Origin of the sequence: Fontimonas thermophila, from assembly GCF_900113085.1 — a bacterium.
In the GTDB taxonomy this organism is placed as follows: Bacteria; Pseudomonadota; Gammaproteobacteria; order Nevskiales; family Nevskiaceae; genus Solimonas; species Solimonas thermophila.
The window spans coordinates 38,637-53,133 of the sequence record NZ_FOOC01000001.1 but is presented as its reverse complement, the minus strand read 5'-3'; the positions used below and the strand labels follow the sequence as shown (position 1 = coordinate 53,133).

The following is a 14,497-nucleotide window of genomic DNA, read 5'->3' as shown; positions in this document are numbered from 1 at the left end:
ATTCTTATGTGAAGCGTTTCCCGACCAGGTGGCGCGCGCGCTGCGCCGCGCGGGCGTCGAGCACGCGGCCGCCCGGCCACTGCAACTGGTCGATGCGCAGCACCCCGCTGCCGCAGGCGACGTCGAGCGCATCGCCATCGAGCACCGTCCCCGGCGGCGTAGCCGGCGCTGGTCGGTCGAGCGCGCGGGCCAGAAGCAGGCGGATGCGCTCGCCGTCGAGCAGGCTCCAGGCGCCGGGCCAGGGATTGAACGCGCGGATGCGGCGCGCGAGCGTCACCGCATCCTGCGTCCAGTCGATGCGCGCCTCGTCCTTGCTCAGCTTGGCGGCGTAGGTCGCGCCGTGCGCCGGCTGCGGTGTTTCCGGCAGCGCGCCGCGGGCCAGACGCTCGAGCGCCGTGACGATCAGGCGCGCGCCGAGCGTGGCGAGCTGGTCGTGCAGCTCGCCCGCCGTGGTGTGCTCGCCGATCGGCACGGCTTCGCGCAGCAGGATCGGCCCGGTGTCGAGACCGGCGTCCATGCGCATGATCGTGATGCCGGTCTGGGTATCGCCGGCTTCGATCGCGCGCTGGATCGGTGCGGCGCCGCGCCAGCGCGGCAGCAGCGAGGCGTGGATGTTCAGGCAGCCGTGGCGCGGGATGTCCAGCACCGCCTGCGGCAGAATCAGGCCGTAGGCGACGACGACGATGACCTCCGGTGCGCAGGCGCGTAGCACGGCCTGCGCCTCGGCGTGCAGTTTCTCGGGCTTGAACACCGGCAGACCCAGTTCCGCGGCGCGCTGCGCGACTGGCGACGGCGTCAGCCGGCGGCCGCGGCCGGCGGGACGGTCGGGCTGCGTGAACACCCCGGCGAGGGTGTGTCCGGCCGCATGCAGCGCATCGAGCGCCGCGACGGCGAATTCCGGGGTGCCGGCAAAGACGAGCCTCACGCGGCCTGCCGTTTGCGCAGCTTCTTGAGCAGGCGCTCGCGCTTGAGGCTGGACAGCCGGTCGATGAACAGCTTGCCGTCGAGGTGATCGACTTCATGCTGCACGGCCTGGGCGAGCAGGCCCTCGGCCTCGAGTTCGAAAGGCTGGCCGTGGCGGTCGAGGGCGCGCAGTTTCAGCCGCCGGTAGCGTTCGACCTTCTCGCCGACGCCCGGCACCGACAGGCAGCCCTCCTCCATGATTTCCGGATCCGACGGCGAGAGAATCTGCGGATTGATGATGACGATCGGCTGCGGACGGGTCTTGTCCTCGCTGCAGTCCATCACCGCCAGGCGCAGCGGCACGCCGACCTGGGTCGCCGCCAGGCCGACACCCGGGGCGGCGTACATGGTTTCGAACATGTCGTCGATCAGCGTCTGCAGGCGCGCGTCGAACACCTGCACGGGCTCGGCTTTCTGCCGCAGCCGTGGATCGGGGTGATGGAGGATGGTGAGCAGCGCCATGAGTGGATCCGGGCCTGGCTTGAGAAACGACTGCCAAAGTTGACGGCAAGCAATTGAGCCGTCTAGAGTTTGGGCTCTGGCGAAATCCCTGGGGGACTATGCCCGCCATGCCCAAGTATACCGGTTTGAGGCGCTTGTACGGCGCATCTGCCCTGGGGCTGCTGTGCCTTGCGGGCTGCGCGCAGACGCCGGCGCGCACGCAATCGCCGGCGGCCGAGCCCCCGGCGCCGGTTCCGGCACCGGCGCTCCAGCCCGAGCAAGCCGCTGCGCAGCCCGTGCCGTCGGCGGTGCCGCTGCGCGAGGACGCACCGCTGCGCTATGTCGTCAAGAAAGGCGACACGCTCTGGAGTATCGCCGCGCGTTACCTGGAGGAGCCGTGGCAATGGCCGGAGATCTGGTACGTCAACGAGCAGATCGCCAATCCGCACCTGATCTTCCCCGGCGATGTGCTGACGCTGGTGTGGCGCGACGGCCGGCCGCAGCTCGTGCGCACCGAGAACGTCGAGTATCTCGCGCCGCAGATCCGCGAAATTCCGCTCGAGCAGGCGATTCCGACCATTCCGCTTGATGTCATCCGCGATTTCCTGCGCAGCCCGCGCGTGGTTTCCGAAAAGCAGGTGCGCGATGCGCCGTATGTGCTCGGCTTTGCCGATCCGCATCTGATCGAGGGCGCCGGCAGCGAGGTGTACGTCAAGAAGCTGCCGTCCAATCCGCTGTACCGCTACGACGCGGTCCGCATCGGCCAGGCCTACATCGACCCGGAGACACGCGAAGTGCTCGGCTGGGAGGCGATTCCGGTCGCCGATGTCGAGGTGCGCGCGCCAGGCTCGCCGGCGACGGCGCTGATCGTGCGCAGCTACCGTGAAACGCGCGCCGGCGATCGCCTGATCGAGCCGCAGGCGGAGAGCTTCGAGGCCCATTTCTACCCGCGGCCGGCGCCGGCCGGCCTCACCGGGCGCATCATCGCCGTGTTCGACGGGGTCTCACAGGTGGGCCAGTACCAGGTCGTCACCATAAGCCGCGGCGCGCGCGCCGGGCTGGCGCCCGGACACGTGCTCAGCGTATTCCAGACCGGGCGTGATGCGCGGGACCCCTATACCGGCCGCCGCGAAACCCTGCCGGAACGTTTCGCCGGCACGGTGATGGTGTTCAAGGTCGAGGAACGCGTCAGCTACGCGCTGGTGATGGACGCGCAGCGCGAGATCCACCGCTACGACCGCGTGCGCGGACCGGCGGCGCGTTGACCCGCCGGAACGCGCGCGTGGGGGCTTGCGGGCGCGCGCGCCTTCGGGCGAGGCTAGCGCCGTGGATGCACAGTCGCTCAGACCGTGGCTGGTCTTGTGCCGTGCGCCGGGCCTCGGCAGCGCGGCCGTCCGCCGACTCCTTGCGGCTTTCCCGGATCTGGCGCGGGCGCTCGCGGCCGGCGCACCGGCGCTGCGTGACGCTGGCTTGAGCGAGAACCAGATCGAGGCGATCGCTGCGGTCGAGCGCGCGGCCATCGACGCCGACCTGGCCTGGCTCGCCGCTCCGGGCCGGCGTGCGTTGACCCTCACCGATCCGGAATACCCGCCGCTGCTGCACGAGATCGCGCAGCCGCCGCCGCTGCTGTTCGTGCAAGGCGATGCCGACTGGCTTGCGCTGCCGCAGATCGCCATCGTCGGTGCGCGCAATGCCACGCCGCAGGGGATCGAGAACGCACAGGCTTTCGCCGCCGAGCTGGCGCGGCGCGGGCTCGTCGTGACCAGCGGGCTTGCGCTCGGCATCGACGGCGCCGCGCACCGCGGTGCGCTCGCGGCCGGTGGCGGTACGATCGCGGTCTGTGCCACCGGACTCGACCGTGTCTATCCGGCGCGCCACAAGGCATTGGCGCATGAAATCGCCGCACACGGCGCCCTGGTCTCCGAGTTTCCGCCCGGCGTCGGCGCGCTCGCCGAGCATTTCCCGCGGCGTAACCGCATCATCAGCGGCCTGGCGCTGGGTGTGCTCGTCGTTGAGGCGGCGCGCGAATCCGGATCGCTGATCACCGCGCGCTTTGCCCTGGAGCAAGGCCGCGAGGTGTTCGCGATCCCGGGTTCGATCCATAATCCGCTGGCGCGTGGCTGTCATGCCCTGATCCGGCAAGGCGCAAAGCTCGTGGAAACGGTCGACGACGTGCTCGAAGAACTCGGGCCCGTGCTGGGCAGGCGGCACGCGCCAGCGCATCGATCGGACGCGCAGGATGCACCGCCGGCGGTCGTGCAGGCCGACGTGCATCTCGCCGCCGAGGTGCTGCACGCGATCGGCGATGGTGCGCTTGCCGTGGATGAGCTGGCCGCACGCATCCAGCGGCCATTACCGGAGTTGCAGGTCGCGCTCACCCAGCTCGAGCTGGCCGGGGCGGTGGCGCCGGTGGCCGGCGGCCGCTGGCAGCGGCTGCATCGGGCGTGATCGCGACCAGCGCGGGCATGGAGATCAAGACCGACGGGAGCGACCCCATGAAAGAAACGGCACTCGACGTGCTGATGTACCTGTTCGAACACTACCAGGCGGGAGAATTCGCCGATGCCGGCAACCAGGACACACTGCACGAGGAATTGGTCGCGGCCGGTTTTCCCGACGATGCGGTGCGCCAGGCCTTCGTCTGGCTCGATGGCCTTGCCGCGCAGCGCCAGTTGCCGATCGTGTTCGGGCCCAGCGGCGCGACGCGGCTCTATACGCGCGAGGAGATGGCCAAACTCTCCGCCGAATGCCGCGGTTTTTTGCTCTATCTCGAACAGCTCGGCATCCTCGACGCCGCGCTGCGCGAGCTGGTCATCGACCGGCTGATGGCGCTCAAGGAAGAGATCGATCTGGAGCGCGTCAAGTGGGTCTGTCTGCTGGTGCTGATGAACCAGCCCGATGCCGAGGAGGCTTTCGGTCATCTCGAGGAGATGGTGTATTACGAAGGCGAGTTCAAGCACTGACCCCTTGCGCGCGCACGCGTGCGCGTGCAGTTGGCTGGACAGTCACTCCACCTTCCGCTTATAAGGCGCGCACCGCGGCCACCGTCCGGTGGTTCCTGCATGCCGAGTTACATGAGCAAAAACCTGGTCATCGTCGAGTCGCCCGCCAAGGCCAAGACGATCAAAAAATATTTGGGCAAGGATTTCGAGGTCCTGGCCTCCTATGGGCACGTGCGCGACCTTGTCCCGAAAGACGGCGCGGTCGACGTCGAAAACGGCTTCGAGATGAAGTACCAGGTCATCGACCGCAACGAAAAGCACGTCAAGGCCATCATCGCCGCGCTCAAGGACGCCGATGAGCTGTGGCTGGCCACCGACCCGGATCGCGAAGGCGAGGCGATTTCCTGGCACCTGGTCGAGCTGCTGCGCGAGCGAAACGCGCTCAAGAACAAGCCGGTCAAGCGCGTGGTGTTCTACGAAATCACGCAGCGCGAGATCCAGAATGCGATCCGGCATCCGCGCGGGATTTCCGAGGATCTGGTCAACGCGCAGCAGGCGCGGCGCGCGCTCGATTACCTCGTCGGCTTCAACCTCTCGCCGCTGCTGTGGCGCAAGGTGCAGCCCGGCCTGTCCGCCGGGCGCGTGCAGTCCCCCGCGCTGCGCCTGATCTGCGAGCGCGAGGAGGAAATCAAGGCCTTTGTGCCGCGCGAATACTGGACGATCTCGGCGCTTGCCGAAAAAGACGGACAGCGGTTCGACGCGCGGCTGGTAGAGCTACAGGGTCGCAAGGTCGAGCAGTTCTCCCTCGTCAATGCCGCCTCTGCGCTCGCCGCCAAGAGCGCGCTCGAAAAGGCCGCGGCCGGCGAGCTCGTCGTCACCGCGGTCGAGAAGAAACAGCGCCGGCGCAATCCGGCACCGCCGTTCACGACCTCGACACTGCAGCAGGAGGCCAACCGCAAGCTCGGCTTTTCGGCGAGCCGCACGATGCGCGCCGCACAGCAGCTCTACGAGGGTGTCGATCTGGGCGGCGAGACGGTGGGTCTGATCACGTACATGCGCACCGACTCGGTGAGCCTCGCGCAGGACGCCATCGCCGAGATCCGCAAGCTCATCGGCGCGCGCTTCGGTGCCGCCGCGGTGCCACCGGAACCGCGCTTTTACAAGACCAAGTCGAAGAACGCCCAGGAAGCGCACGAGGCGGTGCGTCCGACCTCGGTCGCACGTCTGCCGGAGCAGGTCGCGCCCTATCTGTCGCCGGATCAGGCCAGGCTCTACGAGCTGATCTGGAAGCGCACGATCGCCTGCCAGATGCAGCAGGCGGTGTTCGACACCGTGACCGTGGAATTGCGTGCGGGCGCCGACAATGCGTTCCGTGCCAGCGGCTCGACGCTGGTGGAACCGGGCTTCATCGCCGTCTATACCCAGGGTACCGACACGCCCAGTGGCAAGGATGAGGACGAGGACGAAAAGCGCCTGCCGCCGCTGGCGGTGGGAGAGCGCGTCCGGCTCGTCGAGCTCGTCGCCGACCAGCATTTCACCGAACCGCCGCCGCGCTATACCGAGGCGAGTCTGGTCAAGACGCTGGAGGAATACGACATCGGCCGTCCGTCCACCTATGCGAGCATCATCTCGACGCTGCTCGCGCGCGATTACGTGCGCCTCGATGGCAAGGCCTTCGTGCCCACCGATGTCGGCATGATCGTCAACAAATTCCTGACCGAGCACTTCACCCGCTACGTCGATTACGCCTTCACCGCGCATCTGGAGGACGATCTCGACGCGGTCTCGCGCGGCGAAAAGCAGTGGAAGCCGCTGCTCGCCGATTTCTGGCGCGAGTTCAAACAGCGGCTCGACGAAAAGCAGGATCTGAGCCGCGCCGACATTGCCGAGGCGCGCCTGCTCGGCACCGACCCGGCGTCGGGCAAACCGGTCTTTGCGCGGCTCGGCCGTTTCGGGCCATTCGTGCAAATCGGCAGCAAGGACGATACCGACAAGCCGCGCTTTGCCTCGCTGCGCGCCAACCAGCGCATCGACACGATCACGCTCGAGGAGGCGCTGGCACTGTTCGCGCTGCCGCGCAAACTCGGCCAGTTGCCGAGCGGCGAGGAGGTCGAGGTCAACATCGGCCGTTTCGGCCCTTATGTGCGCTACGGTTCGAATTTCGTGTCGCTGAAGAAGGATGATGATCCCTACACGATCGATCTGGCGCGGGCGATCGAACTGATCGAGCAGAAGGCCGCCGCGCTGGAAGCGGCCACGATCAAACGCTTCGGTGACAGCGGCATCCGCATCGTCAAGGGCCGCTTCGGCCCCTACATCACCGACGGCAAGCGCCGCGCGCCGATCCCCAAAGGGCGCGAGGTGGACAGTCTGACCGTGTTCGAGTGCGAAGCCTATCTCGCCGCCGCGGCGGCGCCGGCGGCGAAGAAGGCAGCGAAGAAAGCCGCGGCGAAGTCAACCGATGCGGCTGGAGATTCGGCGTCTTTGGCAAGGGGAACCCAGCCGGCGCAAGCTAAGGCCAAGGCGGGGCCGGCATCCGCGCGCAAGACCGCCGCTGCGGCGGTGAAGAAAACGGCGCAACAGGCTGCGAAAACGGCGTCGAAAAAGACTTCGAAAAAGACGACGAAGCGCGCGGCGAAGGCTGTGTCCAAGCGCGTATCGAAGCGGGTTTGAACGAGTTTGAACGCAAGTCAAACAAGGTGAGTTGAGCGATCATGGTGATTGCGCCCTGGCATTTGCGCCGCGCCCTCGATGCCCTTTCATCGGGGGGTGTCATTGCCTGTCCGACCGAGGCGGTCTGGGGTTTGTCCTGCGATCCGCTCGATCCGCGCGCGGTGCTGCGCCTGCTCGATCTCAAGCGGCGCGACTGGCGCAAGGGTTTGATCATCGTCGCCGCCGCCTTCGAGGATCTGCCGGGTTTCGTCGAGCGGCCCTCGAACGCGGCGATGAAGCGCGCGCTGGCGACCTGGCCGGGGCCGGCGACCTGGGTCTTTCCGGCATCGCCCGATGCACCGCGCTGGCTCACCGGCGAGCATGACAGCATCGCCGTGCGCGTCACCGCCCATCCTTTGCTGCGTACCCTGTGCGCGCGCTTCGGGCCGCTGGTTTCGACCAGCGCCAATCGCAGCGGCCGCCCGCCGGCGCGCTCGATCACCGAGGTGCGGTTGCAGTTCAACGGTGTGCTCGACGCCATCGTTCCGGGCGCGCTGGGCGGGCTCGCCAAGCCGACCACGATCCGCGACGTGCAGACCGGGCACATCCTGCGGCGCTAGCGCATCCGGTGCACGCAGCATTCGGGCTCCTGGTTCAAGCCACCATGAACAGTGATCTCGTCGAAGCCTATCTGCGCGAATTGCAGAACCGCCTGTGCGCGGCCTTCGAGCAGATCGATGGCGGCGGCCGGTTCCGCTGCGACGTCTGGCAGCGTGCCGAGGGCGGCGGCGGTCAGACGCGGATTCTGCGCGACGGCGGCGTCTTCGAATCGGCCGGCGTGAATTTTTCGCTCATTCATGGCGAACGTCTGCCGCCGAGCGCGACGGCACACCGGCCGGAACTCGCCGGGCGGCGGTTCCGCGCGATGGGGGTGTCGGTCGTGCTGCACCCCCGCAATCCGCATGTGCCGACCTCTCATGCCAATGTGCGCTACTTTGTCGCCGAAAAACCCGGTGAACCGTCGGTGTGGTGGTTCGGCGGCGGTTTCGATCTGACCCCGTATTACGGCTATGAGGACGACGCCCGTCATTTCCACCGGGTGGCCCAGGCGGCCTGTGCGCCGTTCGGCGCGGACGTGTATCCGCGGCTGAAGAAGTGGTGCGACGAGTACTTCTTCCTCAAGCACCGCAACGAGCCGCGCGGGATCGGCGGCCTGTTTTTCGATGACTGGACGGCCGGCGGCTTCGACGCCAGTTTCGCGCTGATGCGAAGCGTCGGCGATCACTATGCACCGGCCTATCTGCCGATCGTCGAGCGGCGCAAGGATACGCCTTACGGCGAACGCGAACGCCAGTGGCAGCTCTACCGGCGCGGGCGTTACGTGGAATTCAATCTGGTCTGGGATCGCGGCACGCTGTTCGGCCTGCAGTCCGGCGGGCGTACGGAGTCCATCCTGATGTCGCTGCCGCCGCTCGCGGCCTGGCGGTATGACCACACGCCGGAGCCGGGCACACCCGAAGCCCGGCTGCTTGAAGATTTCCTCAAGCCGCGCGACTGGGTCTAGCAAAAACCCCAAGCGCTTGCCGCCAGGCCTGTGTGCGGCGCGCGGGCATCATGCGGGCTTTTGTCGGCGGTACCGACCGCGGGGATCAGTCGCGGCGGCCAAAGCCATAGTTGAACTGAAAGCCGATGGCCTGCAGCCGATCGTTGAAGCGGTTGTAGCCCAGCTCCACGCCGCTGCCGGTCTGCGGGTTCCAGCGGTAGCCCACCCCCAGGCCGTAGGCCGAGCCGGTGCGCTTCTCACGCAGGGCATCGGCGTTGTAGTTGAGGTAGCGGTAGCCGACGCGACCCTGGGCGTAGAAGGCGCCTGGCGAACGCAGCACGACGAAGGCGCCGACGCTCTGGCCGCCGAAATCTCCGGCATCGCGCGTCGTGCAGCTTTGCCCGCCGCTGCCGCCGCTCCCGCCCCCCGGCAGGGGCAGGCCACCGCCACCGCCGCCACCGCTCGGTGGGCTGCAGGTGGTTTCGGTGACTTGTCCCGGAATCACCGTGGACGAGATGTTCAACTCGATGCCGAACCACTGGATCGTCGGGATACGAAAACCCAGCGTGGCGTCGAGGTTGATCGGAGTATCGAACTGAAGGCCGGCGGTATCGATCTTCGGATCCACCCGCGACAGCCCGACGCCGCTATAGGTCACGCCTTCCGTGCGGTCTTGCTCCCGCTCCGGCTTTTTCTCGGACTCGTCGGCCACGGCTGGTAATGACAGGGCCAACAGTACGAGAGTGAGAAAACGGTACGACATGGCTGCCCCCTCTTGAGGCCATGGAAAGATGCGCAACCGGCACACTATGCGCAAAATTCCTGAATCGCGCATGAAGCCTGGACGGCCTGCTGCGCATGCGCGCCGGCATTGCACAGCCACGTCCTGGCGTGAGAATCTCGCCATATGACCCTGACCGAGCTGCGTTATCTCGTCAATCTCGACAAAGAGCGGCACTTTGGCCGTGCCGCCGAGCGGTCTTTCGTTTCACAGCCGACGCTGTCGGTTGCGCTCAAGAAGCTCGAGGATGAGCTCGGCGTGATTCTGTTCGAGCGCAATCGCGGCGAGGCGCGGCCGACCCCGGTCGGCGAGCGGATCATCGCGCAGGCGCGGCGCGTGCTCTCGGAGGCGCGCCTGATCGAAGACATCGCGCGCGAAGGGCGCGACGAGCTGACCGGCCCGCTGCGTCTGGGGGCGATTTATACGGTCGGGCCGTATCTGCTGCCGGGTCTGGTGCCCTTGATGCGCAAATCCGCGCCGCAGATGCCGCTGGTGATCGAGGAAAACTTCACCGCCAAGCTGCTCGAGCAACTGCGCGACAACGAACTGGACGTCGCCATCGTCGCGCTGCCAGTGGATCTCCAGGGCTTATGTGCCTGGCCGCTCTACGACGAGGATTTCGTCGTACTGATACCGCACGATCATCACTGGGCGAAGGCCACGCAAATCCCGGCGCGGCAGCTCGCCGGGGAAAAGCTCTTGCTGCTCGGCCCGGGCCACTGTTTCCGCGAGCAGGTGATCGAGGCCTGTCCCAAATGCGTCGATCCCGATGGCGAGGGTCCGCGCCCCCAGACCGGCAGCAGCCTGGAGACGATCCGCCACATGGTGGTCAGCGGCCTGGGGATCACCGTGCTGCCGCGTTCGTCGGTGGAGAACCGCCCCGACGACGGCCTGCTGCTGGCCAAACCGTTCGCGCCGCCGGCGCCGCAGCGGCGCATCGCCCTGGTCTGGCGCAAGACTTTTCCGCGGCGCAAGGCCATCACCGCGTTGCGCGATGCCGTGCTCGCCTCTGGCATCAAAGGGGTGCGTCTGTTGCCCGAGGCCACGACGAGTACGGAGTGAGACTGCGCGCGCCGCACTCAACTGCACAGCATGCGCAGGCCGACGACCAGCAGCAGCAGGGCGAACGCCCGGCGCAGCACCACAGCGGGCAGGGCGTGGGCGAGGCGGGCGCCCAGCGGTGCACACAGCACGCTGGTCGCGGCGAGTGCGGCGAACGCGGAGAGGCTCACGTAACCCAGATGCGGGGCGGGCACGCCGGCGGCATCCCAGCCGACGATGACAAAGCCGGCGGCGCCGGCCCAGGCGATCGGCACGCCGCCGGCGGCCGCGGTTCCCACGGCCTGGTGCACGGGCAGGCCGCGCGCGCTCAAGTACGGCACGGTCAGCGAACCGCCGCCAATACCCACCAGCGCGGACAGCACCCCGATCGCGCCGCCAGCCGCGAACAATTCGAGTGTTCCGGCGCGCAACGTCCCCGAGGCCGTCGGCGCCTCGCGTTTGAGCGCCATCTGCGCGGCGACGAGGATGGTTCCGGTGCCGACGATGCGCTTGAGTGCCGTGCCGCTCAAGGTGTCGGCCACGATGGCGCCGGCGAGCGCGCCCAGGGCCAGCCCCGGCGCAAAGCGCAGCAGGGCGGCCCAGTGCACCCCACCGCGGCGATGATGCGCCAGTGTCGACGACAGCGAGGTCGCCGCGATCACCGCGAGCGAGGTGCCGATGGCCACTTGCATATAGACCGCTTCCGGCACGCCCTGCAGCGGCAGCACCAAGGCCAGCGCCGGAACCATGATCAAGCCGCCGCCGACGCCGAACAGACCGGCGAGCAGGCCGGCCCCGATACCGGTGAGGACGAAGATCGCAAGCTGTTCCATGACCGTGCCGCCGGGATTGTCAGGCCAGAGCCGGTGCGCGATGTCGTATGCCCAAGGCGGTCGAACCTGCCGACCTTCGTGGATGCGCCGCGCCCTGCATAATGAGCCGCGCATCCTACCCGATGGCGATGAGTCTCTGCCGATTCTTTCTGGTCGCAACCGCCGTGGCGGTTGTGCTCGCACGGCCTGCGAAGGCCGCGGATGAGGATTTGCGTGCGCAATTCCGCCTCGCCCTGGAGCAGGCCGAGCAGGGCCTTGTGCCCTCTTCTCCGGATGGCTCCGAGCTGCGCGCTTATGTCCTTTACCCCTATCTCGAAGGCGTGCGCCTGCTCGATGCCGTGCGGCGGACGCCGGGTGAGGACACCGACCGGGCGGTGATGGCGTTTCTGGATGCACAGGCGCAGCTGCCGCTCGCCGCCGAGCTGCGCGGCGCATGGCTGACGAGCCTCGCCGAGCGCCGGCAATGGGCGGTCTTCCTGCGCCATTACACCCCCGATCCGGATCTGCCCGTGTTGGCCTGTCATGCTTACCAGGCGCGCATCGACAGCGGCGATGCCACGGTTGGTGCAGAACTGCAGGCATTCTGGGAACAGGCGCCGCAGATGCCGCAAGCCTGTGCGCCGGTATTCGAATGGCTCGACGCGCAAGGTGGCATCACCCCGACGCAGGTGGTGCGGCGCGCGCGCAAGGCGCTGGCCGACGGCAATCTCGAGCTCGCGCAGTGGTTGCTGCGCAAGCTGCCGCCGGCGCAGGCGGCGCCCCTGCAGCAGTGGGTGCGGTTGCTGCGCGATCCGGCGCGCGAACTCGCCCTCCTCGCCGAGCGGCCGGATGCAGCCTTCGAATGGGACGGCGTGCTCGCCGGTTTCTCTCGTCTGGCGCGGCGCGATTCAGAACGCGCGTACGCCGTGCTGGGCGCGCTGGCCCGCGCGCGCATCGGCGCGCAGCGATATGCGCAGCTCGAACGCTGGGCCGCACTCGGACTGGCCTGGGATCACCGTGCCGAGGCGCTCGCGTTGTTCGCGCGCCTGCCTGCGGCGGTGGTCGATGCGCAGGTCCACGAATGGCGCATCCGCGCCGCCCTGTGGCACGGACGGCAGGATCTGGCATCGGCGTGGATCGCGGCGCTGCCGCCGGCGCAGGCGGCCGAGCCGCGCTGGGCCTACTGGCGCGCGCGCATGCTCGAACGCAGCGGCCATGCCGCCGCGGCGCGATCGATCTACGAAGCCCTGGCCCAGGACAATGGCTACTACGGCCTGCTCGCGGCCTGGCGCCTGCAGCGGCCGCACCGTCCGCGCGTGCGCACGTTCGTTAGCGATCCGGCCATCCAGGCCGAGCTGCTGGCACAGCCGGGCGTGCAGCGCGCGCGTGAGCTCTATTTCATCGAGCGCGATCGCTGGGCCAACGCCGAGTGGCGTGCGGCCGTGCGCGGGCTGGACGCATCGCGCCGGCTGCAGGCGGCGCACCTCGCCGCGCAGTGGGGCTGGCATGTCCAGGCGGTGGGTCTGCTCGCCGGGCTCGATGCCCTCGATATCCTCGAGCTGAGTTATCCGCCGGCCTACGAGGAGGCGATCTTCGCGCACGCCCGCCGTGCCGGCGTGCCGCCCGAGCTGGTCTATGGCGTCATGCGTCAGGAAAGCCTGTTTCATCCGCGTGCGGTGTCGCCGTCGAATGCCTACGGTTTGCTGCAACTGCTGCTGCCGACCGCGCGCGAGGTCGCGCGCCGCCACGACGAGCGGCTGCCGGATCGCGCCGATCTGCTGCGGCCGGAGATCAATATCCCCCTCGGCGTCGCCTATCTGCGCGAGATGCGGGAGCGCTTCGGCGGCCAGGTGGTGGTCGCGCTCGCCGCCTACAACGCCGGCCCGAATGCGGTACGCCGCTGGCTGCCGGCACAGCCGATGGATGCCGACGTGTGGATCGAAAACCTGCCCTACGACCAGACGCGCGGCTATGTGCAGAAAATCCTCTGGCACATGGCCGCATACCACTGGCAGCGCCACGGCGAGCCGCTGGATCTGGTCCCGCTGCTGCAACCGGTGCGAACGCCGCCATGAAGCGCTATCTCGTTGGCGGCGCCGTGCGCGACCGGCTGCTCGGCTTACCCCCTGGCGAACGCGACTGGGTCGTCGTCGGCGCGACCGCGGATGACATGCTGCGCGCCGGGTACAAACCCGTGGGCAAGGATTTTCCGGTGTTCTTGCATCCGGACACCGGCGAGGAGCACGCGCTCGCCCGCACCGAGCGCAAGTCGGGCCATGGGTACCGGGGCTTCACCGTCGATGCCAGCGCCAGCGTGACGCTCGAGGACGACCTGCGCCGCCGCGATCTGACGATCAACGCCATCGCCGAAGACGAACATGGCCGCTTGATCGACCCGTATGGCGGGCGTGCCGATCTGGAGGCGCGACTATTGCGGCACGTCTCGCCGGCGTTCGCCGAGGATCCGGTGCGCATCCTGCGCGTCGCCCGCTTCCATGCACGCCTGGCGCCGCTCGGGTTTCGCGTTGCGCCGGAGACGCTGGCATTGATGCGCGAGATGGTCACAAGCGGCGAGGTCGATCATCTCGTTCCCGAGCGGATCTGGAAGGAAATGAGCCGCGCGCTGATGCTGGAGCGCCCCAGCACGTTTTTCGCGACGCTGCGTGAGTGCGGGGCGCTTGCGCGGATCTTGCCCGAAGTCGACGCATTGTTCGGCGTGCCGCAGCGCGCGGACTATCATCCCGAGGTCGATACCGGTGTGCACACGCTGATGTGCGTGGATGCCGCCGCCCGCGCGGCGGCGCCGCTTGCGGTGCGCTACGCCGCGCTGGTGCACGATCTTGGCAAGGCGTTGACGCCGCGCAACGAATGGCCGGCGCACAAGCTGCACGACGTGCGCGGGGTCGATCTGGTCGCGCGCGTCAGCGCGCGGCTACGCGTGCCATCCGCCTGCCGTGACCTCGCCCTCGTGCATACGCGCGAGCATCTCAACGTGCACCGAGTGCAAACCCTCAAAGCCGCGACGCTGCACGATTTGCTCGAGCGGCTGGGTGGCTTTCGCCAACCGGACCGTTTCGAAGCCGTCCTGATGGCCTGTGAGACCGATGCGCGCGGCCGGCTCGGTTTCGAGCAGTGCGCGTATCCGCAGACCGATTACCTGCGCGCGGCGCTGCGCGTGGCGGCAGCGGTGACCGCACACGAAATCGTCGCCGCCGGCCATCGCGGTGCGGTCGTGGGCGAGATGCTGCGGCGCCGGCGCATCGATGCGCTCAAGCGCTGGCGCGATGCCCAGCAGGCGCAGGCGTGAAAGGATGCCCGGCGT

13 protein-coding genes are annotated in these 14,497 nt (G+C 68.2%); 9 read left to right on the top strand and 4 right to left on the bottom strand.

The genetic code is table 11. The features are described 5' to 3' along the window. Window positions 1-4: 4 nt before the first annotated feature. On the bottom strand, window positions 5-925 hold the full coding sequence (gene fmt, locus BMZ48_RS00255) for a methionyl-tRNA formyltransferase (protein ID WP_091529801.1): 921 nt from the start codon (window positions 923-925) through the stop codon (window positions 5-7). Beyond that, window positions 922-1,425, bottom strand: coding sequence for a peptide deformylase (def, locus tag BMZ48_RS00250; protein ID WP_091529797.1), 504 nt, complete (start codon window positions 1,423-1,425; stop codon window positions 922-924). The genes fmt and def overlap by 4 nt, the downstream gene beginning before the upstream one ends. Before the next feature lie 107 nt (window positions 1,426-1,532). On the opposite strand from def, the gene BMZ48_RS00245 reads away from it, so the two are divergent. The 6 genes from BMZ48_RS00245 to hemF all read left to right on the top strand — a co-directional run bounded on the left by BMZ48_RS00245 (window position 1,533) and on the right by hemF (window position 8,562). Continuing rightward, window positions 1,533-2,669: a LysM peptidoglycan-binding domain-containing protein gene (locus tag BMZ48_RS00245; RefSeq protein WP_091530660.1), complete on the top strand. Its 1,137-nt coding sequence runs from the start codon at window positions 1,533-1,535 to the stop codon at window positions 2,667-2,669. A gap of 61 nt (window positions 2,670-2,730) precedes the next feature. Beyond that, window positions 2,731-3,852: a DNA-processing protein DprA gene (gene dprA, locus BMZ48_RS00240; protein WP_091529794.1), complete on the top strand. Its 1,122-nt coding sequence runs from the start codon at window positions 2,731-2,733 to the stop codon at window positions 3,850-3,852. A gap of 47 nt (window positions 3,853-3,899) precedes the next feature. Further along, a complete protein-coding gene (locus BMZ48_RS00235) occupies window positions 3,900-4,367 on the top strand; it encodes a Smg family protein (RefSeq protein WP_091530656.1) in 468 nt (155 codons plus the stop codon). 111 nt (window positions 4,368-4,478) lie between these two features. Beyond that, window positions 4,479-7,019: a DNA topoisomerase I gene (locus BMZ48_RS00230; RefSeq protein ID WP_091529790.1), complete on the top strand. Its 2,541-nt coding sequence runs from the start codon at window positions 4,479-4,481 to the stop codon at window positions 7,017-7,019. 41 nt (window positions 7,020-7,060) lie between these two features. Next, entirely contained in the window at window positions 7,061-7,618 is a 558-nt protein-coding gene (tsaC, locus tag BMZ48_RS00225; protein WP_091529787.1) for an L-threonylcarbamoyladenylate synthase type 1 TsaC, read from the top strand. A 44-nt stretch (window positions 7,619-7,662) separates the two neighbouring features. Then, window positions 7,663-8,562: an oxygen-dependent coproporphyrinogen oxidase gene (gene hemF, locus BMZ48_RS00220; protein WP_091529783.1), complete on the top strand. Its 900-nt coding sequence runs from the start codon at window positions 7,663-7,665 to the stop codon at window positions 8,560-8,562. 85 nt (window positions 8,563-8,647) lie between these two features. On the opposite strand, the gene BMZ48_RS00215 is transcribed toward hemF, so the two are convergent. Then, entirely contained in the window at window positions 8,648-9,304 is a 657-nt protein-coding gene (locus BMZ48_RS00215; protein WP_091529780.1) for an outer membrane beta-barrel protein, read from the bottom strand. A gap of 144 nt (window positions 9,305-9,448) precedes the next feature. Here BMZ48_RS00215 and BMZ48_RS00210 point away from each other — a divergent pair, with 144 nt between their 5' ends. Beyond that, a complete protein-coding gene (locus BMZ48_RS00210; protein ID WP_091529776.1) occupies window positions 9,449-10,384 on the top strand; it encodes a hydrogen peroxide-inducible genes activator in 936 nt (311 codons plus the stop codon). Between the two features lie 17 nt (window positions 10,385-10,401). Here the strand turns inward: BMZ48_RS00210 and BMZ48_RS00205 are convergent, their stop codons facing one another. Continuing rightward, window positions 10,402-11,196 (bottom strand): sulfite exporter TauE/SafE family protein, encoded by a 795-nt coding sequence (locus BMZ48_RS00205; RefSeq protein ID WP_091529773.1) that lies wholly within the window; start codon window positions 11,194-11,196, stop codon window positions 10,402-10,404. A 128-nt stretch (window positions 11,197-11,324) separates the two neighbouring features. Here BMZ48_RS00205 and BMZ48_RS00200 point away from each other — a divergent pair, with 128 nt between their 5' ends. Continuing rightward, entirely contained in the window at window positions 11,325-13,250 is a 1,926-nt protein-coding gene (locus BMZ48_RS00200; RefSeq protein WP_159431023.1) for a lytic transglycosylase domain-containing protein, read from the top strand. After that, window positions 13,247-14,482, top strand: coding sequence for a multifunctional CCA addition/repair protein (locus tag BMZ48_RS00195; protein ID WP_091529768.1), 1,236 nt, complete (start codon window positions 13,247-13,249; stop codon window positions 14,480-14,482). The genes BMZ48_RS00200 and BMZ48_RS00195 overlap by 4 nt, the downstream gene beginning before the upstream one ends. The last annotated feature ends 15 nt before the right edge of the window (window positions 14,483-14,497 follow it).